This is a genomic window from Sulfitobacter aestuarii, assembly GCF_042685005.1.
GTDB classification, from domain to species: domain Bacteria; phylum Pseudomonadota; class Alphaproteobacteria; order Rhodobacterales; family Rhodobacteraceae; genus Sulfitobacter; species Sulfitobacter aestuarii.
This window is the reverse complement of the sequence record NZ_JBHUMP010000009.1, coordinates 126,026-149,801: the sequence shown is the minus strand read 5'-3', so window position 1 is coordinate 149,801 and position 23,776 is coordinate 126,026. Positions and strand designations below refer to the sequence as shown.

The 23,776-nt window shown below is 64.5% G+C and carries 21 protein-coding genes; 12 read left to right on the top strand and 9 right to left on the bottom strand.

Going from position 1 to position 23,776, the window contains the following annotated elements:
* Positions 1–8 precede the first annotated feature (8 nt).
* On the top strand, positions 9–1,040 hold the full coding sequence (locus ACFSUD_RS11985) for a quaternary amine ABC transporter ATP-binding protein (RefSeq protein ID WP_386374705.1): 1,032 nt from the start codon (positions 9–11) through the stop codon (positions 1,038–1,040).
* Positions 1,037–3,004, top strand: a complete 1,968-nt coding sequence (locus ACFSUD_RS11980; RefSeq protein WP_386374703.1) for an ABC transporter permease — start codon at positions 1,037–1,039, stop codon at positions 3,002–3,004. Before ACFSUD_RS11985 ends, ACFSUD_RS11980 begins: the two co-directional genes overlap by 4 nt.
* 36 nt (positions 3,005–3,040) lie before the next feature.
* Here the strand turns inward: ACFSUD_RS11980 and ACFSUD_RS11975 are convergent, their stop codons facing one another.
* Positions 3,041–3,640 carry a CHAP domain-containing protein gene (locus tag ACFSUD_RS11975; RefSeq protein WP_386374701.1) on the bottom strand — a complete coding sequence of 200 codons (600 nt, stop codon included), beginning with the start codon at positions 3,638–3,640 and terminating at the stop codon, positions 3,041–3,043.
* 352 nt (positions 3,641–3,992) lie between these two features.
* On the opposite strand from ACFSUD_RS11975, the gene ACFSUD_RS11970 reads away from it, so the two are divergent.
* The 8 genes from ACFSUD_RS11970 (at position 3,993) to ACFSUD_RS11935 (ending at position 12,174) form a co-directional block, all read left to right on the top strand.
* On the top strand, positions 3,993–4,814 hold the full coding sequence (locus ACFSUD_RS11970; RefSeq protein ID WP_386374699.1) for a hypothetical protein: 822 nt from the start codon (positions 3,993–3,995) through the stop codon (positions 4,812–4,814).
* 79 nt (positions 4,815–4,893) lie between these two features.
* On the top strand, positions 4,894–5,784 hold the full coding sequence (locus ACFSUD_RS11965) for a hypothetical protein (RefSeq protein ID WP_386374698.1): 891 nt from the start codon (positions 4,894–4,896) through the stop codon (positions 5,782–5,784).
* Positions 5,785–5,794: 10 nt separating this feature from the next.
* Positions 5,795–7,102 (top strand): hypothetical protein, encoded by a 1,308-nt coding sequence (locus ACFSUD_RS11960; protein WP_386374696.1) that lies wholly within the window; start codon positions 5,795–5,797, stop codon positions 7,100–7,102.
* Position 7,103: 1 nt separating this feature from the next.
* Positions 7,104–8,888 carry a hypothetical protein gene (locus tag ACFSUD_RS11955; protein ID WP_386374694.1) on the top strand — a complete coding sequence of 595 codons (1,785 nt, stop codon included), beginning with the start codon at positions 7,104–7,106 and terminating at the stop codon, positions 8,886–8,888.
* A gap of 3 nt (positions 8,889–8,891) precedes the next feature.
* The gene (locus ACFSUD_RS11950) at positions 8,892–10,025 is read left to right on the top strand and encodes a hypothetical protein (RefSeq protein WP_386374692.1); all 1,134 of its coding nucleotides are present in this window, start codon (positions 8,892–8,894) and stop codon (positions 10,023–10,025) included.
* Positions 10,026–10,058: 33 nt separating this feature from the next.
* Positions 10,059–11,216, top strand: coding sequence for a hypothetical protein (locus ACFSUD_RS11945; protein WP_386374690.1), 1,158 nt, complete (start codon positions 10,059–10,061; stop codon positions 11,214–11,216).
* 210 nt (positions 11,217–11,426) lie between these two features.
* Positions 11,427–11,702, top strand: a complete 276-nt coding sequence (locus tag ACFSUD_RS11940; RefSeq protein WP_386374688.1) for a response regulator transcription factor — start codon at positions 11,427–11,429, stop codon at positions 11,700–11,702.
* A gap of 127 nt (positions 11,703–11,829) precedes the next feature.
* Positions 11,830–12,174, top strand: coding sequence for a RidA family protein (locus tag ACFSUD_RS11935; protein WP_386374686.1), 345 nt, complete (start codon positions 11,830–11,832; stop codon positions 12,172–12,174).
* A gap of 44 nt (positions 12,175–12,218) precedes the next feature.
* Here the strand turns inward: ACFSUD_RS11935 and ACFSUD_RS11930 are convergent, their stop codons facing one another.
* Genes ACFSUD_RS11930 through ACFSUD_RS11900 form a run of 7 tightly spaced genes read right to left on the bottom strand, consistent with a single transcriptional unit; the run spans position 12,219 to position 19,787 of the window.
* A complete protein-coding gene (locus ACFSUD_RS11930; protein ID WP_386374684.1) occupies positions 12,219–13,637 on the bottom strand; it encodes a DUF6880 family protein in 1,419 nt (472 codons plus the stop codon).
* Positions 13,638–13,674: 37 nt separating this feature from the next.
* Entirely contained in the window at positions 13,675–14,088 is a 414-nt protein-coding gene (locus ACFSUD_RS11925) for a Na+/H+ antiporter subunit G (protein WP_386374682.1), read from the bottom strand.
* A gap of 7 nt (positions 14,089–14,095) precedes the next feature.
* A complete protein-coding gene (locus ACFSUD_RS11920; RefSeq protein WP_386374680.1) occupies positions 14,096–14,365 on the bottom strand; it encodes a K+/H+ antiporter subunit F in 270 nt (89 codons plus the stop codon).
* Positions 14,362–14,865: a Na+/H+ antiporter subunit E gene (locus ACFSUD_RS11915; protein WP_386374678.1), complete on the bottom strand. Its 504-nt coding sequence runs from the start codon at positions 14,863–14,865 to the stop codon at positions 14,362–14,364. Before ACFSUD_RS11915 ends, ACFSUD_RS11920 begins: the two co-directional genes overlap by 4 nt.
* A 1-nt stretch (position 14,866) precedes the next feature.
* The gene (locus ACFSUD_RS11910) at positions 14,867–16,546 is read right to left on the bottom strand and encodes a monovalent cation/H+ antiporter subunit D (protein ID WP_386374676.1); all 1,680 of its coding nucleotides are present in this window, start codon (positions 16,544–16,546) and stop codon (positions 14,867–14,869) included.
* Positions 16,543–16,917: a Na+/H+ antiporter subunit C gene (locus ACFSUD_RS11905; RefSeq protein ID WP_386374674.1), complete on the bottom strand. Its 375-nt coding sequence runs from the start codon at positions 16,915–16,917 to the stop codon at positions 16,543–16,545. Before ACFSUD_RS11905 ends, ACFSUD_RS11910 begins: the two co-directional genes overlap by 4 nt.
* 2 nt (positions 16,918–16,919) lie before the next feature.
* Complete coding sequence (locus ACFSUD_RS11900) at positions 16,920–19,787, bottom strand: monovalent cation/H+ antiporter subunit A (protein ID WP_386374672.1); 2,868 nt, start codon at positions 19,785–19,787, stop codon at positions 16,920–16,922.
* Between the two features lie 373 nt (positions 19,788–20,160).
* Between ACFSUD_RS11900 and ACFSUD_RS11895 the strand changes: the two genes are divergently transcribed.
* Both ACFSUD_RS11895 and aspS read left to right on the top strand, forming a co-directional pair.
* Positions 20,161–21,240 (top strand): sensor histidine kinase, encoded by a 1,080-nt coding sequence (locus ACFSUD_RS11895; RefSeq protein ID WP_386374670.1) that lies wholly within the window; start codon positions 20,161–20,163, stop codon positions 21,238–21,240.
* Positions 21,241–21,364: 124 nt separating this feature from the next.
* Positions 21,365–23,140, top strand: a complete 1,776-nt coding sequence (gene aspS / locus ACFSUD_RS11890; RefSeq protein WP_386374668.1) for an aspartate--tRNA ligase — start codon at positions 21,365–21,367, stop codon at positions 23,138–23,140.
* Between the two features lie 67 nt (positions 23,141–23,207).
* On the opposite strand, the gene ACFSUD_RS11885 is transcribed toward aspS, so the two are convergent.
* On the bottom strand, positions 23,208–23,684 hold the full coding sequence (locus tag ACFSUD_RS11885) for a hemerythrin domain-containing protein (protein WP_386374666.1): 477 nt from the start codon (positions 23,682–23,684) through the stop codon (positions 23,208–23,210).
* Positions 23,685–23,776 lie beyond the last annotated feature (92 nt).

The window sequence follows — 23,776 nt, the reverse complement described above, 5'->3', positions numbered from 1 at the left end:
AAGAATAGATGAGCACAGCGGAACCCGTCATTTCCTGCAGCAACGTGTGGAAGCTGTTTGGTGAGAAAGCGGAGAGATATCTGGCGGGCATGACCGGCAATCCGACTTTCGATGAAATTCGCCAGGCCGGATATATTGCCGCCGTGCGCGATGTCTCCGTCGATATCGCGCGGGGCGAGATGCTGGTGATCATGGGGCTTTCGGGCTCCGGCAAATCGACCTTCGTGCGCTGCCTGTCACGGTTGCTCGACATCACCGGCGGGACCGTCAAGGTCGAGGGGCAGGACATCGGCGCGCTCAGCGAGAAGGAGCTGATCGACCTGCGCCGCAACAAGATGGGCATGGTGTTCCAGAGCTTCGGTCTGCTGCCGCATCGCAGCGTGCTCGATAATGTCGCCTTTCCGCTGGAGATGCGCGGACAGGATCGCCACACCCGCCGGGCGCGGGCGCTGGAGGTGATCGAGCTGGTCGGGCTGAGCGGGCGCGAGGATTACTTTCCGCGTGAGCTTTCCGGGGGCCAGCAGCAGCGCGTTGGCATCGCCCGCAGCCTCGCCATCGAGCCCGACATCTGGTTTCTCGATGAGCCGTTCTCGGCGCTCGATCCGCTGATCCGCCGCGAGATGCAGGACGAATTCCTGCGGCTGCAGGAAATGCTGGGCAAGACCATCGTGTTCATCACCCATGATTTCGACGAGGCGCTGCGCCTTGCCGACCGGATCGCGATCATGAAGGACGGCGCCGTCGAGCAATGCGACACGCCCGACAAGATCGTGCTGGAACCGGCGACTGAATATGTCCGCAAGTTCACCGAGGAGATCAACAAGGCCCGCGTGGTCCATGCCCGTGGCCTGGCCCGCCCGATCAACGGCGTTTCGCCGACCGGCGAGCCGATCGCCGGGCATACGACCATTCAGGAAATGGGCCGTCTGCTGGTCAATGACACGCGCGACCTGATGCCGGTTTCCGACCGGAACGGCAAGGTCATTGGCGCCATGGCGCGCCAGGAAGCGCTCGACGTGCTCTTCGGAGCTCCGGCATGACCACCGCGCTCACCGACACCCCGCGGACGGGGCTGCCCGCGCTGTCAAAGACCCGGGTTGCCCAGGGGCTCTTCGCGCTGGCGGTGCTGCTGGTGCTGGCCAAGGTGATGCTGCCCGCCGGGCTGGTGCGGCCACCGGATTGGCTGGTCTGGCCCTTTGCCGACTGGATCAACGCCGTGTTCAACTTCATGCGCGACGATCTCGGGCTGATGCATGTCACGCGTGCCTTTGCCGATGGGGTCGAGTGGCTGCTCAACGTCACGGCCAACCTGCTTTATGGGCGCAATCGCTGGCCCTATCTCGGTCCGATCCCCTGGAGCGTCATCGCGGTCACCGCCGGGGTGATCGGCTATGCGCTGCAGGGCTGGCGCCTGGCGCTGCTGTCGGCGGGAACCTTCGTGTGGATCGCGGTGATGGGCCAGTGGAAATGGTCTATGGAGACGCTGTCGGTCATCGTCGTGGCGGCGCCCTTTTCGATCCTTTTCGGCCTCGTGATCGGGGTGCTGGGATGGAAATCCCCGCGTTTCGAGAAGATCCTCGCGCCCTTGCTCAACATCGCGCAGTCGCTGCCGCATTTCGCCTATATGATCCCGGTGGTGGTGTTCATCGGCGTCGGTCCCAAGGCCGGGGCGATCGTGACTATCATCTTCTCGGTGCCGCCGATGATCCGGATGACCCTGCTCGGGCTCAAGAAGGTCTCTCCCGAAGTCGTGGAAAGCGGCCATATGTGCGGCGCGACCCGCTGGCAATTGCTCCGCTCGGTACAGGTGCCGACGGCACGCACCGAGATCCTCGTCGGCGTCAACCAGGTGATCATGCAATGCCTGGCCATGGTGGTTCTGGCCAGCTTCATCGGCATGCCGGGTCTCGGTCAGAAACTGTTGCAGCTGCTGCAGGCGCTGAAGATCGGCCGGTCGGTGGAAATCGGCATCACCATCGTGCTGCTCGCGGTGATGCTCGATCGCTGCACCAAGGCCTGGGCAATCCGCCAGCCGGAGCATTTCGAGAAGGGCACCTCCTTGGTCGTGCGCCACAAGTTCCTCGTGATCTGGGCGGTGCTGGTCGCCGCGGCCTTCGCGCTGGCGCAGGTCTTTCCGCTGTTCGATCAGGTCAAGCGCAGCCAGGCGCTGAGCATGGCCGACCCGATCGATGCGGTGGTCGATTGGTTCATCGTGCTGATCGACCCGATCACCCAATGGCTGCGCTGGTTCCTGATCACCTGGATCCTGATTCCGATGCGCGACGCCTATCTCTACCTGCCCTATACGGCGGTGCTGGCGCTGCTGGCGGCCATCGGCTGGGCCATCGGCGGGATGCGGTCGGCGCTGGTCTGCCTGGCCTTCTTCGGGCTGATCGCCATGTCGGGCTGGTGGGACCGGGCAATGATCACGGTCTACATGGTGACCTTCTCGGTGCTGCTGGCACTGATCGTCGGCTTCCCGCTGGGGATCTGGGGGGCGCGCAACGAACAGCGGGCGGTCAAGGTGCTGCTGATCTGCGACACGCTGCAGACCTTCCCGAGCTTCATCTACCTGATTCCGGTAGTGATGCTCTTCGGGGTCAATGACGTGGCGGTGGTCAGCGCGGTCTTCCTCTTCGCCGCAGTTCCGCTGGTGCGCTACACGATCGAGGGGCTGCGCGGCGTGCCGGAAGCGCTGATCGAGGCGGCCGACATGTCCGGCGCTTCGCAGCGTCAGACCCTGTGGAACGTGCGCCTGCCGATGGCCCTGCCGACGATCATGGTCGGGGTCAACCAGTCGGTGATGTTCTCGCTGTTCATGGTGATCATCGCGGCCTTCATCGGTACCCAGGATCTTGGACAGGAGATGCAGCGGGCGCTGTCCTCCACCGACGTCGGCAAGGGGCTGGTGCTGGGCTTCGCGGTGGCCTTCATGGGACTCATGGTGGACCATCTGGTCACCCGCTGGGCGGTCGGGCGCAGACGGGCGTTGGGCCTCGCGTGATCTAGAATAGGGGGCGGGCGATCGGTCCGCCCCTTGTCATTCGGACGCCGTCGCCCCGTGCGCCTGCCGACGTGGGGGCGCCGAGATGAAACCGCGCAGCGGATAGACCCTGCCGAAGCTATCGGGCTGGCTCTCGACCCGCACGGCCGACCAGTCATTGCCTTCGGAGACATCGATCACCGCCATTCCGAGCGAGACCTGATTGCGATGCCAGTTGGCGTGATCGATCAGTACCTTGCGTGGCGAGACGATGTCGGAAACCACAGCCACATGGCCGAGCGGCAGGCGCCGCGTCTCGCGAAAGGCCATGACCGCGCCGACGCGCGGTTGGTGACCCTGTTCGAACCGGCCCTGCGCCTGCGGCCACCAGGTCTTTGCATCGCCGCGGATATCGATGCCGCTGACATTGCGCGCGAAGGGCACGCACCAGACCCGTCGCCCCTTCGCTCGGAGCCGCTCGACCTCGCGTAATGCCATGGCCCCGCGCCCCGGATTGATCTGCGCGAAGGCGAGCGTACCGAGCGGTTCATCGCCGGTTTGGTCGGTCGGGAGCGACGCACAGCCGCCAAGCAGAAAAAGCGTCGCACATAGCGCTGACAGGCGGCTGAGGGGCAAGCGGGCAGGAAACAGGTGCATCTGATCACTCGGGATTGTTGCCATCAGGGCCGTCGGCACGACGCGGCCCCTAAGCTATCTCCGCGATCTGGCTGCAAAAAAGAAGAGGGTAAGTGACAGGGCGGCAATATCCCGCCGCTCGGGACGGTGCAGGACCCGGTCGGCCTTCGGCATTACACTGCCGACGGGGACCACACGGCCGCACCCTCCCGGCGCCTGCTCAACGGCGCGTAAATCGCCAATCGAAGCTAGTCGTTTCCGGGTAGCGGATGCGGGCGATTGGTGACCTGCAATGGCGGGCGCATGATTTTCGCAGGCGGGCTCGCACAGCATCCCGCATTTCCAGATGTCGAATGGCGCAAGGAGGTCAGCGATGTATGACGACCTGATGTATGAAGAGGATTTCGCCGAGGATGAGGACGATCTGTTCGAAGACGAGGATCTCTACGAGGATGACGAGGGCTCGGAATGGGAGGATTTCGAGGATGAAGATTATTACGAGGACGATGATGAATCCTTCGAATTCGGCGAGTTCGAGGGCGACCCGTTCTTTGGCAGGCTGAAACGCTGGGCCAAGAAAGGCGCCAAGAAGTTGCTGGGCGTGGCCAAGCGCAATGCCGGCAAGATCGGCACGGTGATCGGCGGTGCTTTCGGCGGTCCTGCCGGCGCGGCGATCGGGGGCGGTATCGGACGGTTCGTGAAGAATCTCGAGGATGAGGACGAGCACGATACCGAGGATGAAATGAACGCGATGATGCAGATATCGCCGGTGGATGAAGGACTTGCCGAAGCGATGGGCAGCGCGGCCTCCAAGGCGCGCCCCTCTGATGCGCAGGCCCTGGGCGGGGCGATCGCCATCACCATCACGTCCAAAGCGCCGATGGCGGTCAAGACGGTGGCGCCCGGTATCGCTAGCGCCACGGGACGCATGGCGCGGCGCTTCGCCTCCAACCGGTCCAGCAAGCAACTCAACAAGACGCTGGCGACGATCGTCAAGGACACGACCGCCGCACTCGCGCGCAAGGATCGCAAGGGCAAGCCGATCACCAAGCGCACGGCCGCAAGGGTGATGACCAAGCAGGCCAAGCGCACGCTCAGCTCGCAGCCGCGACTGGCACGTGCGCTGGCCAATAACGTGTCCAAGAAACGCCGTCTCAACCGCGCGGCAATCGCCAAGGCGGAACGGTTCTATTGAACCTGTCGCGGGGCCGCGCTGACCGCGGCCCCGGATGACCCGTTCTCCGGCTTTGCGCTGCGCATAAGGAGTGTCTGACATGCGTGATGATGATCTTGATTTCAACGGGAATGCGCCGGGCGCCTTTAACGGTTTCGACGCGGGTGATCCTTTCGATGACGCGGGCCGCGACGAGGAGGATGACTTCGAGGACTTCGACGGGCGCGAGTATGACGAGGACGCCGATCTCTACCTCGATGAATCCGACCGCGGCTCGGCACAAAAACGCCGCTACACGACGCGCCGCCATGCGCTGCGCAAGGACAATCCCCGCATTCGCCGCAGGGTGCGCCGGTCCGCCGATCGCTCGGCACGTCGTCGCCAGGCGGCATTGGCGGCGCGTCAGGCCGCCGGGCGGCAGGCGCCGAGGATCGCGGCCGCCGCCAACCGACTGCTGCAACGTCGTATCGCCGACACCAGGATGCGGCGGGCCGTCGCGCGGCTGCTGGCATCGCGTTTCGTTACCCGTGCCGCGCAGCTCGCCGCGAGCCGCGCGGGCTCGGCGGTGACGGCGCGGCAGATCATCCGCCTGCCGGTCCTGTCGATCCTCAGCGCCGCCGCAGTCGAAGTCGCGCGCAAGACCGGACGGATCGACGAGGAACAGGCGCGCAGCCTCGCGCAGAGGATCTTCGATGCGCTGAGCATCGCGGATATGGCGATACAGATCGGCAGCGGCATGGCACGGGAGGAAGTGGAGGACGAAGACCTCTGGGAAGATTTCGAGGGGGAAGAGCCTTTCGACGGGGCGGCGGCTGACCTTTTCTTCGAAAGCGAGGACGACGAAGGCGACGATGAAGATTTCGCCGGTGACTTATCGGCAGGCGGTTTGGATGCTTCCGGGCGGGGCCGTCAGATCGCTGCCGCGCGGGCCCTGCGCGATGCGGCCCGCCAGTTGCTGCGCGCCGAGCGGCGCCTCTCGGGGCGGGGCTGAGGTGGCCCAGGTGACCATTGCCCTGACATATCCGCAGCGGGCAAGACCGGTACCGCGGCGCGATCCGGCGCTTTATTCGACGCGTCGGTTTCTCGACCGGCAGGCGCTCAACGCCGAGCGCTATCTCGCCGGGCTGGCCCCGATAAGGGTTGAGGAATTCGGATCTCCGGCCATCGCGCCCACCGGGGCGCATATCGCGGCCGCAAATGCGCTGGTCGATGAATTGCGCCGCGCGCTGAGCGGCGATGTCGTGGCGATGCGCCGGATGCGCGATGCGCTGGCCGCTGCACCGGAGGGCGATATCCAGCCCTTTCTCGAACTCAAGGCACGGGTCTATCGCCAGACCAAAGAGGGTGAAAAGCTCTTCGCATTCTATCGCGGCATCTTCGATCAGCGTTCGGGACGCTTTGGCGGGCGGCTGCGCGGGGTCGACCGGATCGCGCGGAATTGCTACCAGGCGATTTGGCTCGGGCTTGGTCGCGCCCGCAGCGTACCCGCACCGCAGCCCTTCGCCTATATCGAGGATGGCAATGGTCCGGCGACCTATCGGCGCGGTGTGAAATTGTCGAAACTCGGCAAGCGGGCCAACCCTTTCCCGCTGGTCAAGATCCCCCAGCATCGGCTCCATAATCCCTGGACGCTGGGCGCGATCCCCCATGAGGTGGCGCATAACCTGCAGAACGATCTCGGCCTGTGGCAGGTCATGCCTCAGGTCATCACCCGGCGCATGACCGGGCGGGTGCCGCCGGAGGCGCTGGCGGTGTGGGCGCGCTGGCATAAGGAGGCTTTCGCGGATTACGCTGGCTGCCTGCTCATCGGGCCCGCCTATGTCGAATCCCTGATCGACGTGGTCGGGCGCAGCCAGCGACAGGTCGCGGCCTTCAATCCCGACGGGGTGCATCCGACACCGATATTGCGGGTGCCGATGAATTGCGTGCTGCTGCGGCGCATGGGTTTTGCCGATGAAGCGCGGGCCTTCGTGACGGCCTGGCACCGGATCTATCCGCTCCGGCTGCGGCGTGGCCTGCCGAAGGCCCTGCGCGAGAGCTTTGACGATGGCGCGACGTTGATGGTCGAGGCGATCTGCGAGACCGCGCTGCCGCAGCTCGGCGGGCGCAGCCTGCGCCATGTGATCAGCTTCACCAAGAAGGATGTGGCCTTCGTCCGGGAAGCGGCCGACAGGTTGCTGCGCGGTGAGAACACCGGTGTGTTGCCCGAGCGCTACCTGATCGCCGCCGCGCGCCGTGCCATCACCCGCAAGGGTGCTGATCCGGTGGCGATTGCCGGTCATTTCTATGCTACATTGGGAAGGGTCTGATATGGCTGTGACAGCGCAGAAAGCAATGGAACCGACCCCCGAGGAGACTGCTGGGCTTCTGCATCGCGACCTCGGTGCGATCATCGAGGCGGCGCGCAAGATGGTGGCCTCGGATTTTGCCGCCTATGAGGCCAAATCGGTCGAGGATCTGCATGATGCCGCGCAGATCGGTCGCACCATTCTCGACGGACTTTGCAGGGCGATCCAGGCCGGGGCGGCCGATGATGCGGTCGAACGCGCCAGCGAATTTTCCGCCCATGTCAACGACAACCTCAACGAGGAACGCCTGCTGCGTGACCTCGACGCGGTGATCGACGAGGCGACCAGCGAGCGGGAGGATCTCGAAGGCAACCGGCGGCGCGCCATGACGATGCTGATCCAGAGCACGAAGTCCACGTTGAAACAGGTGCGCGACCTGCCGCTGCGGGCCGAGGCGCTGATGCACGAGACCCGCGCCTGGGCGGTCGCAACCAGAGAAAGGAACATCCAGATGGCCAGGAATGACGCAACCGACGGGATCACCACCGCGCTGCAGACGATCTCGCGGCAGATCTCCTTCATCGGAACCAATCTCGGCGCGGCGGAAAGCTCCGGCACGCCCGGTGCCGGGCGGTTCAAATCGGTCAGCGAGCAGCTGATGGCGTCGCTCGATGCGCTGTCATTGCCCCGCAACGGTGTTCAATTCGCGCGCGGCGAGGCCAGCGCGGCGGCGAGCGATGCGCTGATCAACGGCCTGCTCGACGCCTATCGTCCGCGCCGGGAAGCGGGCAAGACCTTCTATGAGCCGGGCCGCAGCGAGGGCCGCGCGCCGTTGCTCGCGGCGCCGGGTCAACTTCTTGGCGGCGCGGCGCGGGTGGCGGCGCGACAGGTCCGCGACGAGGCCGACATCATCCTCGACATTCTCGACCGGCTGCCCGACATGACCCGGTTCGAGACCCGCGCGGGCGTGCCCAAGCTGCAGGCCACAAGCGAAAGGGTCGCACGGCATTTCGCCGATCTTCACGAGGTGATGGCCGATCCGCAGGGGGTCAATCTGCCCAGAGCGATGTCCACAATCCGCCGCGCCGTCAAGGCGACCGGTGACTTCTTCGATTATGCGAATCTGGAGCAGGAATTCTTCGACCAGATGGAGGATTGCGATCTGGAGGATCTGCTGTCGGGCGAACCGCGCCCGATGGATGAGGACGAGGTTGGCCAGCGCCGTCCGGTGGTCAAGGCCGAGGAAATCCGCGCCGAGATCCGCGAATTGTGCGACGCGTTCCGACGGCTGCGCGCCGATGTCGAACGCCCGCTTGACGACACGCTCGGGCGCACCGCGGCGCGGCTCGAACTGCAACTCGCCGCGCTCTATCATTCGGCGCAGGACATGCGCGCCATATTCCGACGGCACGGCACCAGCCTGCCCGAGCAGGATCTGCTGTTCTTCACCAACGAGCTTTGCACCAGCGTCGAGGCCGGGAGCCAGCAGCGGCACGACGGGCGGCACCGCAAGATCGAGATCTCGATCGGACAACTGCTCGACTGGATCATCGAGGTCGCCAAGCCCCATGCCAATGCCTCGCATCTGATCGGGGCGCTCGAAGCGCTGGACCTGCAGATCCTCAGCGAAGAGCTCGGCCATCAGAAAACGGCGACCTGCAAGCTGATCGAGGCGGCCGAAGGGCTCGGCTTCGCGATCCGCCTTGCCGGGCCGATGCGGCAGCTCGAGGAATTGCACAGCTTGCTCGGCTCGGCGGCCAAGAGCGCCGCGACCCTGGCCGATGCCACGTCACCTAAGGAGGGCTGAGCCATGGCAGACGATCACGTTCATACATTGGAAGGGCTGAACGGCCTGATGGGCCGTCTCCAGACCCTGCGCAGCCAGCTTATCAAGGATGCCCGCGACGAACTGGTGGAGAAACCCGGTCAGGCGGAGTTGATCAACCAATATGTCGCCGGGGCCGAGAAGGCGTTGATGGCGCTGCTCGAACCGTTGCCGGGCGCGCCGCGCGGCGATGGCGGGCTGTTGCCGCTGATCGGGCTCGGCGAGAACATCGCCACCAGCCTCGGACAGAGCGCTTCGACGCCGCTGGTACCGAATTACGACGACCAGATCAGCCGCGAGCGGATCTCGGCGATCGCCGATCTCTATTACATCTACCAGATGGAACGGCTCGGTGCCTTCCGCGCGGTGCTGAAGCTGCAGCAATTGTTCCGCTCTGGCGAGGTCAAGCTTTCGGACGGGGCCGGGGCCATGGCGTTGTTTCAATACGACCGCAAACGGCTCCTGCGCTACACGCTGGGGGATCGCAAATCGGCCTATCGCAAGGTCTTCGGCTATACCGAGGCGACGCCGCCCGCCGGGGCCGAGCCCAATGATCCGTTCCACGCGCTGATGAGCAACTTCTGTCGTCATGTCTCGAACTTCTTCCAGGACAAGCGGGTCTCCGAAGTGGTGCGCCCGAACAACACGCGCGAGAGCTTCGGTTCTATGGCGATCGTGCGGCGCGCCGGGCTCGACCTGCGGCACAATCTCAAGCAGGTTTCCTATGGCCATGTGGCGGTGCTGCGCTCGGAAGTGCTGGTGCTCTTGCGCGATGCCTTCGAGATCCTCAACGCCGATGACGTCCGCCATCTCTTCGGCGCCGATACCGGCTGGGACGTGCTCGAGGAGGTGCTGAAACGCTATCTGCACGAACGCCCGATCTCCTCGCAGCGCAACCGCATGGCGGTCACCGGGCGCGATATCCTGCGCTGGCTCGGCGAGGATTACATCCTGACCGATGTGCGCACCGATTTCGAAGCCCTGCTCGAAGCCATCGTCGATGCCGCAGATGACTGGCTGACCAGCGCCGAATCCGTCGGGATGCGCAGCAAGCTGGCGGGCAGCGGCGGTGCCCATATCATCGATTTCCGCCCCGCACGGCGCAAGCGCAGCAGCTGAATTGGGGTCTCGGGACCGATGGGAGCCTGTAACATGGTTATGCTCGATCTACCGATCAGGGAAGCGGATGCCGAGGATCTCGCGAGCGCGCTCTACCCATGGGAAGACCTGCTGATCCTGAAACCGACCAAGTCGCAGCGCGCGCATCTGTGGCGCAAGACCGTCGGCGGGCATTTCCAGTTCATCGAGGATGGCCGCGGCGATCTGTCCTGCGATCTCTATGCGGTGAAGATCACCCGGCTTCCGAAGATCGGCGGCGAGCGGGTCACCGCTCCCGGGTTGCTGCGTCACCTGCGGCTGAACATCAATGACTTCATCGACCGGCGCAACACGCAGTTCCGGCCCTACGGGTTCGATGCGAAGACCAGACGCGGCAACCGCCTGCGCTGGCGCGCCAGCCGACCGGATATGGCGCTGATTCATATCGATATGCTGAACCTCGCGGGCGGGGCCGGGATCGAGGATGCCACGGTGATGGCGATCCGCAGTTCGCCGTTGCACTGGGTCTTCGGCACTGTCTTCACGCCGAAGTTGCTGCGCGCCGGAAACGGCAGCCATCCGATCAACGGCAACCGCGAATTCCGCCTGCGTGACAACGGCGACGGGACTTACACGTTCTACACCCGCGCCGCCGACCGGGTGAACGGGCTGCTCGAAGCCGGGGCCAGCCTGCTCGGGCTGGTGAGCCGCGGCCAGGATGCGCTCTGGCGCAGCCTGCAGCGGGGGCTGGCCGATTTCGTGAACCGCAACGGCGGCCGCGCCAGCATCCGCAAGCCGTTGGTGCAGAAATTCGACTGGCCGCGCGTACATGGTTACCTGTCGGCCCGCTATTGCACCGTCGAAATGGACAGCGAGGCCGAAGACCATGAGCGCGGCTGCATCCGCGTATCCGGCAAGACCGGCAAGCTCTATCGCATCCGGCGGGGGGATACTCTGCTCGGGCTGGCGGGGCGGGCCTACAATGTTCGGCCGGGGTCGGAGCGCCAGCGGCTTGCGCAGATGATCAACGCGCATCCCTTCAACCAGCGGTTCTGGCGCGCCAGCGGCATATCGAAGTCGTTTCCTCAGGGACGCATCTCCTTTCAGCCGCGGTTCTCCTGCGATGCGCAGCGCCAGATTACGGTGCGCCGCGGCGCTGCCCCCTTCGGCCGCTGCTATGCCCGGATCCTGCTGCCGCCGAAGCCCGGCTGATTACCCGCCACCCTGTTCGGCCGGGTCATGCCGGGCGGGCTACAACCGAAGATAGTATTTCCCCGACGCCGTCGTTTCGAGTATCATGGAGACCTTGGGAACATCACTTTTTCACCGGATATCCGGCTGGACATGGGCCGCTGCTGTCTCCTCTTCACAAGTCCGGTCCGGGAGCCGCAGGGGGAAGAAAAACCAGATTGGGAGAGTTCCATGCCAGTCCGAATTCTGAATGACGTCCCTGACGGCGATCTTGCGCAGGTCGATGTCTTCAGATCGCCCGGGGACGTGGCTGAACCGCTGGATCTGCTGACCCCGCGTGAACGCGAAATCTCGATCCTCGTGGCCAAGGGGTTCTCGAACAAGGAAGTGGCGCAGTTTCTCGAGATCAGCCACTGGACCGTGGCGACGCATCTCAAGGCCACCTATCTCAAGCTCGGACTGAAGCGGCGCAGCGAGCTGACCTATGTGCTGCGTCGGCTCCTGTAGCCCTGCCTCACATTTCTCCCCCAAGGCCATCGCGGAGGCTGTTCTCGCGCCACCGGGAACGCTATCCACCGGGGGCGACCCCGGCCTGTGCCGGGATCTTCCAGATATTTCAAGCAAGGAAACCGACATGATCGAGCGTCTGCATACCGCTACCAGAATGAGCAAAATCGTCAAACACAACGGCACGGCCTATCTGTGCGGTCAGGTCGGGGAGGGCGCCGACGTGGCGGAACAGACCCGCGATTGCCTGTCGCGCGTCGATGCGCTGCTGAAGGAGGCCGGTTCCTCGCGCGAGCAGATGCTGCAGGCGGTCATCTGGCTGGCCGACATGAAGGATTTCGCTGCGATGAACGAGGTCTGGGACGCCTGGGTGCCCGAGGGGCACGCACCGGCGCGCGCCTGTGGCGAAGCCAAGCTGGCCCGGCCCGACCTGCTGGTCGAAGTGATCGTCACGGCCGCCATCGACGGCTGAGGTGAAAGGCCGGACCGCGCCGCGGTGGTCCGGCCCCCTGTGGTTCAGCCAAGCCGGGCCCAGAACGAGGTCTTGCGCTGGTGCCTGTCCTGCAGCCGGACAACATAATCGTCATGACTTTCCGCCGTGCCGTAATCGTCGATCTCGCCGTCGAGCGCCGCGCAATCCATCAGGTGATCGGCGGCATGGCCATAGCGGCTGCTGCGCCCTTCGGTCAGCGCGAAATCGATCATCGCCCGCCACAGCAGCACCGCCGCCAACGGATGGCGGTTGCGCAACGCGTCGGCAGCGGGGGTCAGGATATGATAGAAATCCCCGTTGAGCTCGGCGCTGCGGGCCTCGACCAGCCGCGCCGCGTGATGCAGATCGGGCCAGTCGAGCAAGAAGCCAAGTGCGGCGCTGACATCGGGATAGGCCAGCACATGCAACTTGGCGCGGTCTTCGGCCTCGACATCCTCGAAATCGTCGAGCTCCTTCAGGTGATCGCGCAGATGCCGGGCCGACAGCCGCGTCTCGAAACATTGCCAGCGATGCGCCTGTGCCGCGTCGTGCTGCCCCAGAGCCAGCAGGCAGGCGATATAGGCATCATCCCATGCTGCGTCCGAGCGGGCGTCCTCGGCAAGTTGCAGATAGGACATGGCCAGTTCCGCATCACCGTTCTCCAGCAGCCGTGTGGCGATATCCGCCGCGGTTCGCGGGCGGCTCAGATCCGCATCGCTGAACTGCGCGATATAGGCCTCGGTGTCGCCCGCGGCGTCCGCTATCTCCTGCAGGGTATGTTTGACCATGCGGGCCTTTGCATCGGCCAGATAGGAGGCCGACCCGCCGCGCAGCTCGCGCAGGAACTGCAGGGCGGGATGGTCGGGATCGGTTTCGATCGGTGCGGCCTCGTAGGCTTTCACCAGCGCTTCGAGATGCGTCAGACCCTCGCGGCCAAGCGCCTCGGCGGTGAGGTCGATCACACCATCAAAGGCGCCATAGCCGTCGTCGCGCAACGCCTCCCAGACCCGTTCGGCCAGCTGGATCGGCGCCAGCATGGCGCGCGGCGCGATCTCGGCCAGATGGGAACGGGCGCCGCGGAAGACATCGCCGACCTCGCCGCGACTGTCATCGACCCGTTCAGAGGTCGGTCCTGCGAGTTCCAGAAACTGCCAGAGCAGATCGAAAGCCTCTGTCGGTGCCTGCGGAGCAATGCGCTCGATGATCATGTCGGCCTGGGTTTGCAGATCCTTGATCAACGCCTTGCGCTTGCGCCAGGTGACGAAGCTTCTCGCCTTGCGCAGCGACACCAGCCGTTTGCGCAGGTCGCGCGCCAGTTCGAGGGGCCCAAGGTCATGGCTGAGTTCAAGCCGCAGGCGGCGCTTGATGTCGGCGCTTCCGGTACTGACCTCGATCAGCAGCTCGGCCAGACGCTCGGCGCCGAGCCCGGCAAGATTGGCCGCGTTGAGGGTCTTCTTCGACATGGGCCGAATGTGCCAGCGCCCCGCGGCGAAGGGAAGATCAAACGCGGTCGCGATCCAGCCGGTTTTCCTCTTCTTCCTTCGCGCAGGCGGCCCAGTTCTGCCCTTCCGGCAGGGCAGGCAGATCTTCCGGCTTGTGGTAGCGGTGCAGGTGTACCTTGGCGATGAAATTGCCGGTGATCGGTGCGGTCACGAAGAGGAACGCCATCACCAGAACCTCGTGCAGCGACGGCTCGCCGCGCCCGAAGGCGTAGATGATCGAGGCCAGCAGCAGCGAGCCGACGCCGAGTGTCGAGGCTTTGGTCGGTCCGTGCAACCGTGACATCGGCGCTTCGAGCTTGATCAGGCCGATCGAGCCGACCAGCGTGAAAAAGCTACCGGCCAGCAGCAGGAAGGCGACGGCCATATCGAGCAGCGGCGTCTGGGACAGGGTGTCGAGCAACGCGTCCATCATGTCCTCCTCATTCGATGATGTCGCCGCGCAGCACGAACCGCGCCAGCGCCACGGTGGAGACGAAGCCGAGCATGGCGAAGATCATCGCGCTTTCGAAATAGATCTGCGTGCCCCAGAGCATGCCGAGCAGGATAATGAGCGCGATGGCGTTGATCACCATCGTGTCGAGCGCCAGTATCCGGTCGCCGATATGCGGGCCGATGACCAGTCGCACCATCGCCAGAAGCTGTGCCAGCCCGACCGCCGCGAGCGCGATGTAAAGAGCGATGTCGATCATTCGAAAATCTCCTTCAGGCGGCGTTCATAGCGGTGTTTGATCTCGTCGCGCACCGCGTCCGGGTCCGGCGCGTCAAGTGCATGGACGAGCAGGGCGCCGCCATCGGCGGAGAGGTCCGCGCTCACCGTACCGGGGGTCAGGGTGATGGTGCCGGCCAGCATCGAGATCGCCTCGGGCGTGCGCAGGTCGAGCGGGATCATCACCCAATTGGGCGCCATCTTGGCATTGCTCTTGAACAGCACGATCATCGCGACCTGCACATTGGCGACGAGGATGTCCCAGAGCACGATCACGAGATAGACCGTAAGCCGTCCGATCCGCGGCGCGGCCGGGCGGGCGGGCCAATAGGCGGCGGTGGCGATCGGGATGAGCACGCCGAGGATCATCCCGAATACCAGCGTGCCGAGGCTCAGCCCATTGACCAGCAGGCACCAGACCAGCACCAGAAGCGCGGTCAGGAAAGGATGCGGGAAGAGACGTTGCAGCAATCGCAGGGCCATGTCAGTGCTCCTCCGCTTCCGTGGTTTCACTGGCTTCGCCGCCGACGGCGTCAGCCGCGGAACCGGCGTCGGGACCGTCGTGCTCTTCCGCATGATCCTCGGTGCCGTGATCCTTGATCACCTTGCCCGGCGTGTTCAGCACCTTCTCGATATAGGGGCCGGGCGCGAAGAGCTGCGCGCTTGTTGCGTCCAGCACGCGCATGACCGGTCCGGCGGCCACGGTAAGCAGCACCAGCAGCGCCAGCAGCCCGCCGATGGCGACCATCGAGAGGGCCGGCGCGTGCTGCGCCGGGAGCGGCGTGTCATGGGTGTCGATCTCGGCCTCGGGATCGCAGTCGAGTTCGGGCGCGACCTCCTGATGCGCCTTCCAGAAGATCAGCGACCCTGCCCGCGAAAAGCCGACCAGCGAGATCAGCGAGCCGCTCAGGATCACGCCCCAGACCCACCAGATGGCGGTGCTGCCGCGCGCCGCGTCCATGATCAGCAGCTTGCCGACAAAGCCCGACAGCGGGGGCACGCCGACCATGGCGATCGCCGCGAGAAAAAACATTCCCGCCGCCAATGCGCCGCCGACGATCGGCGCTGCCGGGGCAAGCCGCGCGCCGGTGCCGCCGCGCCCGTCGCGGATCACATCGACCAGCAGAAACAGCGCCGCCGTCGCCAATGTCGAATGCAGCGCGTAATAGAGTGCCGCGGCGATGCCCCCGGGTGTGAAGACCGCCACCGCACTCAGCAACATGCCCATCGAGCCGATGACCGCGAAGGCGACCAGCCGGTCGATGCGCCTTGCGCCGAGCACGCCGATCATCCCAAGGGTCAGGGTCGCCAGCGCGGCGGGCATCAGCCAGGTGTCGAAGAGCCCCTGCGTTATCGCAAGCTCCGGCGGGAAGACCAGCGTGTAGAAACGGATGATGCCATAGGCGCCGACCTTGGTCATGATCGCGAAAAGCGCCGCCACGGGCGCCGGGGCCTCGGCATAGCTGGCGGGCAGCCAGAAATGCAGGGGCAGCAGCGCGGCCTTGATCGCGAAGACCATCAGCAGCAGCACCGCGGCGATGCGGATGCCTGCGGAATCGGCAGGATCGAGCGTCGCCACCCGCATGGCCAGATCGGCCATGTTGAGCGTGCCGGTCTCAGCATAGAGCGTGCCGAGGGCGAAAAGGAACAGTGTCGAACCGAGGAGATTGTAAAGCACGTATTGCGTACCGGCGCGCAGCCGTGCCGCGCCCCCCGCATGGATCATCAGCCCGTAGGAGGCGATCAACAGCACTTCGAAGAACACGAAGAGGTTGAAGGCGTCACCGGTCAGGAAGGCGCCGGCGATCCCCATCAGCTGGAACTGGAACAGCGCGTGAAAATGTCTCCCGCGCCGGTCCCAGCCAGACCCGATCGCATAGAGCAGCACCAGCGGCGCCAGGATCGAGGTCAGCAGCACCATCAGGGTCGAGAGCCGGTCTGCGACCAGCACGATGCCGAAGGGCGCCGTCCAGTTGCCGAGCTGGTAGATCGTGATGGTGCCGTCGGAAGCCTGCCAGAACAGGCCGAGCGCGATGGCGAAAAGCGCGGCGGCGCCGGTGAGGGAGAACACCCGCTGCAGGGTCAGATGATAGCGCGCCGAGAGGATCAGCGCGGCGGCCAGCATCGCGGGCAGCACGACGGGAAGGACGATCCAGTGGTTCATGAGGCTTCTCCGCGCCGGGCCGGAGCCGCGTTGGTGGTGGCGCCGGGCACTTCGGGCGCGTTCACCAGATCGTCATCCGAGCTCAGCCAGGAGCCGAGCGCGATGATCACCACGACCGCGGTCATCCCGAAGGAGATCACGATCGCCGTCAGTACCAGCGCCTGTGGCAGCGGGTCCGCGTAATTCGCCGCGTTGTCGCTCAGCACCGGCGGTGCATCCATCGCCAGCCGTCCGGAGGCGAAGAGGAAAACGTTGACGGCATAGCTCAGGAGCGAGGTGCCGATGATGACCGGGAAGGTGCGCAGCCGCAGCACCATGTAGATGCCCGCGGCCGTCAGCACGCCGATGGCGGATGCGATCAGCAATTCCATGCTCAGGCCTCCTCACGCTCTGATTGGGGCAGGGGTTCGCGCGAGGGGTCGATGTCCATCGCGTAGTCGCTGACCTCCGTCCCGGCACGGCGTCCGAGTCGCGAGAAGCTTTCCAGCGACAGCATTACGGCGCCGACCACGGCGAGGAAGACGCCGAGATCGAAGCCCATCGCGGTGGCCAGTTCGAATTTCTCCATTGGCGGGATGCGGAAATAGCCGAAGGCCGAGGACAGGAAGGGCTGTCCCGCGAACCAGGCACCGATGCCGGTCAGCCCGGCGACCAGCACTCCGGCGCCGATGATGCCATGATAGGGATAGCGCTGGCGCTTTTCGGCCCAGGCAAAGCCGCTGGCCATATATTGCATCACCACCGCGATCGCCACGATCAGCCCGGCGATGAAGCCGCCGCCCGGTTCGTTGTGCCCGCGAAGGAAGATATAGACGCCGACCATCAGCACCACCGGCATCATCACCCGGGTTAGCACCACCATCATCAGGGGATGCGCATCGCCCGCGCGTTCCTCCTCATAGCCGCGATTGAGCAGCCTTGCGCGCACCGGACCCGAGAGCAGCGTCTCGGTCAGCGCATAGATCACCAGCGCCGCGATGCCGAGCACGATGATCTCGCCGAAGGTGTCGAAGCCGCGGAAATCGACGAGGATCACGTTGACCACATTGGTGCCGCCGCCGCCCTTGTAGGAATTGGCAAGGTGATATTCCGAGATTGACGTCATCGGGAAATCCGACATCAGGATCACATAGATCAGCGCCGCCGCCGCCACACCGCCGGTGATCGCGATAGCACCGTCACGGATCCGCTTTGCGGCGCCGGATTCCACCGGGCTGCGGTTGGGCAGGAAGTTGAGCGCCAACAGCAGCAGGATAATCGTCACCACCTCGACCGAGATCTGGGTCAGCGCGAGATCGGGGGCGGAGAAATAGTTGAACCCGACCGAGACCATCAGGCCGATGATCCCCATCAGGATCAGCACCGCAAGGCGGTTGCGCTGCACGGCGACGAGGAACACCGCCGCACAGACGAGCATCAGCCAGGCGATGACCGCCAGCGGCGTGATCGGCAGCATCTCGCGGCTCGGCAGGCCGAAACCGCCGGTGAGCCCGGCATAGGCGCCAACGAGGATCACCGTCAGCACCATGATCGACGCATAGCGGGTGAAGGAGCCGTCATGCAGCCGCGCCGCCACCGCTTCGGCCGCCCGGGCGCAGGCCTCGACGATGCCCTCGAAGATCACCTTGGCCTCGGGCCGGGGCGCCGCGAGCCAGCCGCGCGCCAGCGGTGCGTAGGCGGCCAGCAGCAGCGCGCCGCCGAATACCGCAATGCCGGACATCATCAGTGCGGGGGTGACACCGTGCCAGATCTTGAGATGCGCATCGGGCATCTCGACGACGCCGCCGATCACCGCCGCGGTCACGATCTTGACGAAGGGTTCCGCGAGGAAGGGCGCAAGGCCGATCACCACGACCGGCAGGATCAACAGGGCAGGCGGCAGCCAGAGGCCGACCGAAGGATCATGCGGTTCGGCGGGGTAGTCATTGCGCACCGGACCGAGGAAGCAGTGCCAGATATAGCGGAAGGAATAGGCCGCCGAGAACAGCGCGCCGAGCGTCGCCACCACGGCCACCAGGATCGGGGAGCCGTAAAGCGTGGTATGCACCGCCTCTTCCAGCATCATTTCCTTTGAAAGGAAGCCGTTCAGCAGCGGAATCCCCGCCATCGACAGGCCCGCCAGCGTGGCAATCGCGAAGGTCACCGGCATGAACCGCGCCAACCCGCCGAGGCGGCGCAGGTCGCGGGTATGCACCGCGTGATCGACGATCCCGGCGCTCATGAACAGCGCCGCCTTGAAGCTGGCGTGATTGAGAATATGGAACACCGCCGCCATGGCCCCGAAGCCGGTACCGGTGCCGAGGAGGAAAGTGATCAGCCCGAGATGCGAGACGGTCGAAAAGGCCAGCAGCGCCTTCAGGTCATCCTTGAAGAAGGCGATCACCGCGCCGAGCACCATGGTCACCAGACCGGCGGTGCAGACCAGCACGATCCAGACCTCGCTGCCCGACAGCACCGGCCAGAGCCGCGCCAGCAGGAACAGCCCGGCCTTCACCATGGTAGCGGAATGCAGATAGGCCGAGACCGGAGTGGGCGCGGCCATGGCGTGCGGCAACCAGAAATGGAACGGGAATTGCGCCGATTTGGTGAAGCAGCCGAGCAGGATCAACAGCAGGGCAGGCAGATAGAGCGGCGAGTCCTGGATGAGCTCGCGCTGAGTCAGGATCACGCTCAGGTCATAGCTGCCCGCGATCTGGCCCAGAAGCAGCATGCCACCGATCATCGCAAGCCCGCCGAGCCCGGTTACGGTCAGCGCCATGCGCGCACCTTGGCGGCCCTCGGGCAGGTGTTTCCAGAACCCGATCAGCAGGAAGGAAGACAGCGAGGTGAGCTCCCAGAACACCAGCAACAGCAGGATGTTGTCCGACAGCACGATGCCGACCATCGCGCCCTGGAACAGCAGCAGATAGGTAAAGAACTCGCCCATATTGTCATCGCGCGACAGATAGCTGCGGGCATAGGCGATGATCAGCAAGCCGATGCCGAGGATCAGCCCGGCGAACATCAGCCCCAGCGGATCGAGAAAGAGATTAACGTTGAGCCCCAGCGCCGGGAGCCAATTGAGCTGCGCGCTCACCACCTCCCCGCGCAGCACCGCCGGCGCGTGGGTCGCAAGCCCGACCGCGGCCAATGCCGTGACCAGGAAAGTTGCCATGAAGCAGGCCTGTCTGCCCGCCTGGATCATCAGGCCCGGCAGCAGCGCGCCGATGAACGGGAGTGCGATAACGAGAAACAAAGACATGGTGCGCTTATTAATGAGGGGAGCGCCGACGACCAGCCCCATTTTGCCACTTTTCGTGTCTTTGCGGCCTAGGTTCCGCAATTTCGCCGCCCCTATCCTCGAAGGAACAGGGCTGCCGCGTCGGAGGGCTCCCCGGAATGCGCGCTGTTTTGTCGCTGTTCGGACGCGATCCTGCAATTCCTGCACAGCCCGACCGGCACCTGATTGTAATTGCCAAGCCCGCCGGTTATGGCCCTTTTGGGCAGGAATGCCCCGGTGAGTTGTCAACCTGTCCCAACAGGTTATCTCCTCCCGGAATATCGATCAGCAGTGATTGTGATTTATCGCGGATAGGCAGTGATTGTGATTTATCGCGGATAGAAGGACACGACCGATGATTGCGGCGCCCCATCCGAAAGAGGCCGAGCGGCTGCGCACGTTGCGCTCCTATGATATTCTGGACACGCCCCGGGAAGAGGATTTCGACGAGATCGTCGCGCTCGCCTCGGAGCTCTGCGCCGCACCGATTTCGGTGATCAACCTGATTGATGACACGCGCCAGTGGTTCAAGGCCGAGGTCGGGCTCGGCGCGCGCGAGACGCCGGTGGCCACCTCGATCTGCTCGCATGTGATTCTCGACGATGGCTTCGTCGAAATCCCTGATACGCTGAGCGATCCGCGGATGGCGGACAACCCTCTCTGCACGGCCGCCGAAGGGCTGCGTTTCTATGCCGGGGTGCAATTGGTGGCGCCCAACGGTCTGCCCATCGGCACGCTCTGCGTGCTCGACAACAAGCCGGGCCACCTCGACCCGCTGCAGCGCAAGGCGCTGGAAGTGCTGTCCCGACAGGTGATGAAACAGCTCGAATTGCGGCTGGCACTGAAGAACCAGGCGATACTGGCGCGCGAGGCCGATCACCGGGTGAAGAATTCGCTGCAGACCCTTTCCTCGGTGGTACGGCTCTATGGCCGCAACCTGAGCGACCCCCAGGCGCTCGAAGCATTCGACGCGGTGTTGCGCCGTATCGATGCGGTCGCCGCGCTGCACAGCGAATTGCAGGGCACTGACCAGAACGGCCAGGTCGATGCCAAAGCCTATCTCGACCGGGTGATCGCGCTGCTTGAACAATCGGCCCCCGACAATATCGTGATCGACGGACAGTTCGATAATATTTCCCTGCGCGCCAATGCCGCCGCGGCCCTCGGTTTCGTGATCAGCGAGTTCATCGCCAATTCGATCAAACATGCCTTCACCGACAGCGAGACCGGCCGGATCGATATCCGCCTTGCGCAAAAGGGTGCGGAACTGCACCTCGATTGCCAGGACAACGGCAAGGGTTCACGAGATAGCCCCGACGGACAGGCCGTGCCCAACCTCGGATCGAACCTCATGGCCGCCGCCGCCTCGCAGCTCGACGGGACGCTGGAGAACGGTCTGACCGCCGCGGGCAGCCGCCTGTCGCTGCGGTTCTGAGCCACGCGGACTCCGCAGATTAATGGCGCAGCGGCGGCGCAAAACCGCTCTGCGCCCTTGACTTCCCAAGCCCCAAATTGTGTACCTGCGCGGAACAATTTTCAGCCCTCGGAAGGGACCCGCCATGCATGAATACCGCACCCATAGCTGCGCTGACCTGAGCAAGGAGAACGTCGGGGATACCGTGCGCCTCTCCGGCTGGGTCCACCGCGTGCGCGACCATGGCGGCATCCTGTTCATCGATCTGCGCGACCATTACGGCATGACGCAGGTGCTCTGCGACCCGGATTCCGCCGCCTTCGCTGAGGTGGAGAAGGTACGCGCCGAATGGTGTATCCGCATCGACGGCGAGGTGAAGGCGCGTGACCCAGAACTGGTGAACCCGAAGATCCCGACCGGCGAGATCGAGGTTTTCGTACGCGACATCGAGATCCTGGGTGAATCCAAAGAGCTGCCGCTGCAGGTTTTCGGCGAGCAGGAATATCCCGAGGAAACCCGCCTGCGCTATCGCTATCTCGACCTGCGCCGCGAGAAGATGCAGGAGAACATGAAGCTGCGCTCCGACGTCGTCGCCTCGATCCGCAAGCGCATGTGGGACCAGGACTTCCGCGAGTTCCAGACGCCGATCATCACCGCCTCCTCCCCCGAAGGCGCGCGCGACTTCCTGGTACCGAGCCGTCTGCATCCGGGCAAGTTCTACGCGCTGCCGCAGGCGCCCCAGCAGTTCAAGCAGCTTCTGATGGTCTCGGGGTTCGATAAGTATTTCCAGATCGCGCCCTGCTTCCGCGATGAGGACCCGCGCGCCGACCGCTCGCCCACCGATTTCTACCAGCTCGACATGGAGATGTCCTTTGTCACCCAGCAGGACGTGTTTGACACGATCCAGCCGGTGATCGCGGGCATCTTCGAAGAATTTGGCGGCGGCAAGAAGGTCGACGAGACATGGGAGCAGATCTCCTACAAGGATGCCGCGCTCTGGTATGGCTCCGACAAGCCCGACCTGCGCAACCCGATCAAGATGCAGGTGGTGTCCGAGCATTTCCGCGGTTCCGGGTTTGCGATCTTCGCCAAACTGCTGGAGCAGGACGGCACTGAAATCCGCGCGATCCCTGCGCCGACAGGCGGCAGCCGCAAGTTCTGCGACCGGATGAATGCCTTCGCGCAAAAGGAAGGGCTGCCCGGTATGGGCTATATCTTCTGGCGCGATCAGGGCGAAGGCATGGAGGCGGCCGGCCCCTTGGCCAAGAACATCGGCCCCGAGCGGACAGAGGCGATCCGCCAGCAGCTGGGCCTCGGTGTCGGCGACGCGGCGTTTTTCCTTGGCGGCAAGCCCAAGAGCTTCGAGGCGGTCGCGGGCCGCGCGCGCAACGTCATCGGCGAAGAGCTGGGTCTGACCGACAAGGATCGTTTTGCCTTCGCGTGGATCGTCGATTTCCCGATCTACGAAAAGGACCCGGAGACCGGCAGGATCGATTTCGAGCACAATCCGTTCTCCATGCCGCAGGGCGGTATGGAGGCGCTGCAGGGCGACCCGCTGCAGGTGCTGGGCTATCAATACGACCTCGCCTGCAACGGCTACGAGCTGGTATCTGGCGCCATCCGGAACCACCGGCCCGAGATCATGTTCAAGGCTTTCGAGATCGCCGGTTACGGTGAGGAGGAAGTGCGCAAGCGGTTTGGCGGGCTGGTCAACGCCTTCCATTACGGCGCCCCGCCGCATGGTGGCTGCGCCGCGGGCATCGACCGGATCGTGATGCTGCTGGCGGAAGAGCAGAACATCCGCGAGGTGATCCTGTTCCCGATGAACCAGCGTGCCGAGGACCTGATGATGAATGCGCCGAGCGAACCTGCCTCGGATCAGTTGATGGAACTGGGGCTGCGGGTCATTCCGCAGGAGTAATCCCGCTAAGTCCAACCGATAGGAGGCCGCTCCACCGGGGCGGCCTTTTGCTTTGCGATAGCCGGGGTCAGTCTTCCAGAGAATCCTCGCGTTTCTCGTCGATCAGCTTGCGTTCCTCCCTCTTGCGCGCTTCGAATTTCGCGCCATAGGCATCGTTCTCTTCCTCGCCGATCACTTCCTTGGCGCGGCTGAAGACCTCGTTCTCTTCCTCGTCCATATGGTGTTCGTAGTCATGTTTCAGCGTCCTGAACCTGGTGATCCAGCCCGAGGACGCCATATCCATCTCGTTGAGCTCTTCCATGATGTCATCCATCTGCTGATGCTCATGCACCGAATGACGCGCCGCATCCTGACCCCAGGTCTGGGCCATCAGCTTTGAATAAAAGGTTTCTTCCTCCGCGGCTGCGTGGGATTTCACGTCCTGATAGAATGTATCCCAGGCCTCACGCCGCTCCGTGCTGTCGCCGCTTGTCTGGGCGATCCGGTCGAGCAGGTCGCGGTGATCCTGGTGATCGGCTTTGATAGTGTCATAGATGGAGGGCATCGTCATTCCTTTCAGGGCTTTATCTGAGAACGCCGGGCAATTGCCGAGGTTCCCGGAGCGCCCGTGAAACCCAGTCTGGACAAGCATCTGAC

Bases quoted from the DNA above. Each gene is read 5' to 3' on its own strand.
- ACFSUD_RS11985 (WP_386374705.1), top strand. From the start codon at position 9: ATGAGCACAGCGGAACCCGTCATTTCCTGCAGCAACGTGTGGAAGCTG.
- ACFSUD_RS11980 (WP_386374703.1), top strand. From the start codon at position 1,037: ATGACCACCGCGCTCACCGACACCCCGCGGACGGGGCTGCCCGCGCTG.
- ACFSUD_RS11975 (WP_386374701.1), bottom strand. From the start codon at position 3,640: ATGCACCTGTTTCCTGCCCGCTTGCCCCTCAGCCGCCTGTCAGCGCTA.
- ACFSUD_RS11970 (WP_386374699.1), top strand. From the start codon at position 3,993: ATGTATGACGACCTGATGTATGAAGAGGATTTCGCCGAGGATGAGGAC.
- ACFSUD_RS11965 (WP_386374698.1), top strand. From the start codon at position 4,894: ATGCGTGATGATGATCTTGATTTCAACGGGAATGCGCCGGGCGCCTTT.
- ACFSUD_RS11955 (WP_386374694.1), top strand. From the start codon at position 7,104: ATGGCTGTGACAGCGCAGAAAGCAATGGAACCGACCCCCGAGGAGACT.
- ACFSUD_RS11950 (WP_386374692.1), top strand. From the start codon at position 8,892: ATGGCAGACGATCACGTTCATACATTGGAAGGGCTGAACGGCCTGATG.
- ACFSUD_RS11945 (WP_386374690.1), top strand. From the start codon at position 10,059: ATGGTTATGCTCGATCTACCGATCAGGGAAGCGGATGCCGAGGATCTC.
- ACFSUD_RS11940 (WP_386374688.1), top strand. From the start codon at position 11,427: ATGCCAGTCCGAATTCTGAATGACGTCCCTGACGGCGATCTTGCGCAG.
- ACFSUD_RS11935 (WP_386374686.1), top strand. From the start codon at position 11,830: ATGATCGAGCGTCTGCATACCGCTACCAGAATGAGCAAAATCGTCAAA.
- ACFSUD_RS11930 (WP_386374684.1), bottom strand. From the start codon at position 13,637: ATGTCGAAGAAGACCCTCAACGCGGCCAATCTTGCCGGGCTCGGCGCC.
- ACFSUD_RS11925 (WP_386374682.1), bottom strand. From the start codon at position 14,088: ATGATGGACGCGTTGCTCGACACCCTGTCCCAGACGCCGCTGCTCGAT.
- ACFSUD_RS11920 (WP_386374680.1), bottom strand. From the start codon at position 14,365: ATGATCGACATCGCTCTTTACATCGCGCTCGCGGCGGTCGGGCTGGCA.
- ACFSUD_RS11915 (WP_386374678.1), bottom strand. From the start codon at position 14,865: ATGGCCCTGCGATTGCTGCAACGTCTCTTCCCGCATCCTTTCCTGACC.
- ACFSUD_RS11910 (WP_386374676.1), bottom strand. From the start codon at position 16,546: ATGAACCACTGGATCGTCCTTCCCGTCGTGCTGCCCGCGATGCTGGCC.
- ACFSUD_RS11905 (WP_386374674.1), bottom strand. From the start codon at position 16,917: ATGGAATTGCTGATCGCATCCGCCATCGGCGTGCTGACGGCCGCGGGC.
- ACFSUD_RS11900 (WP_386374672.1), bottom strand. From the start codon at position 19,787: ATGTCTTTGTTTCTCGTTATCGCACTCCCGTTCATCGGCGCGCTGCTG.
- ACFSUD_RS11895 (WP_386374670.1), top strand. From the start codon at position 20,161: ATGATTGCGGCGCCCCATCCGAAAGAGGCCGAGCGGCTGCGCACGTTG.
- aspS (WP_386374668.1), top strand. From the start codon at position 21,365: ATGCATGAATACCGCACCCATAGCTGCGCTGACCTGAGCAAGGAGAAC.
- ACFSUD_RS11885 (WP_386374666.1), bottom strand. From the start codon at position 23,684: ATGCCCTCCATCTATGACACTATCAAAGCCGATCACCAGGATCACCGC.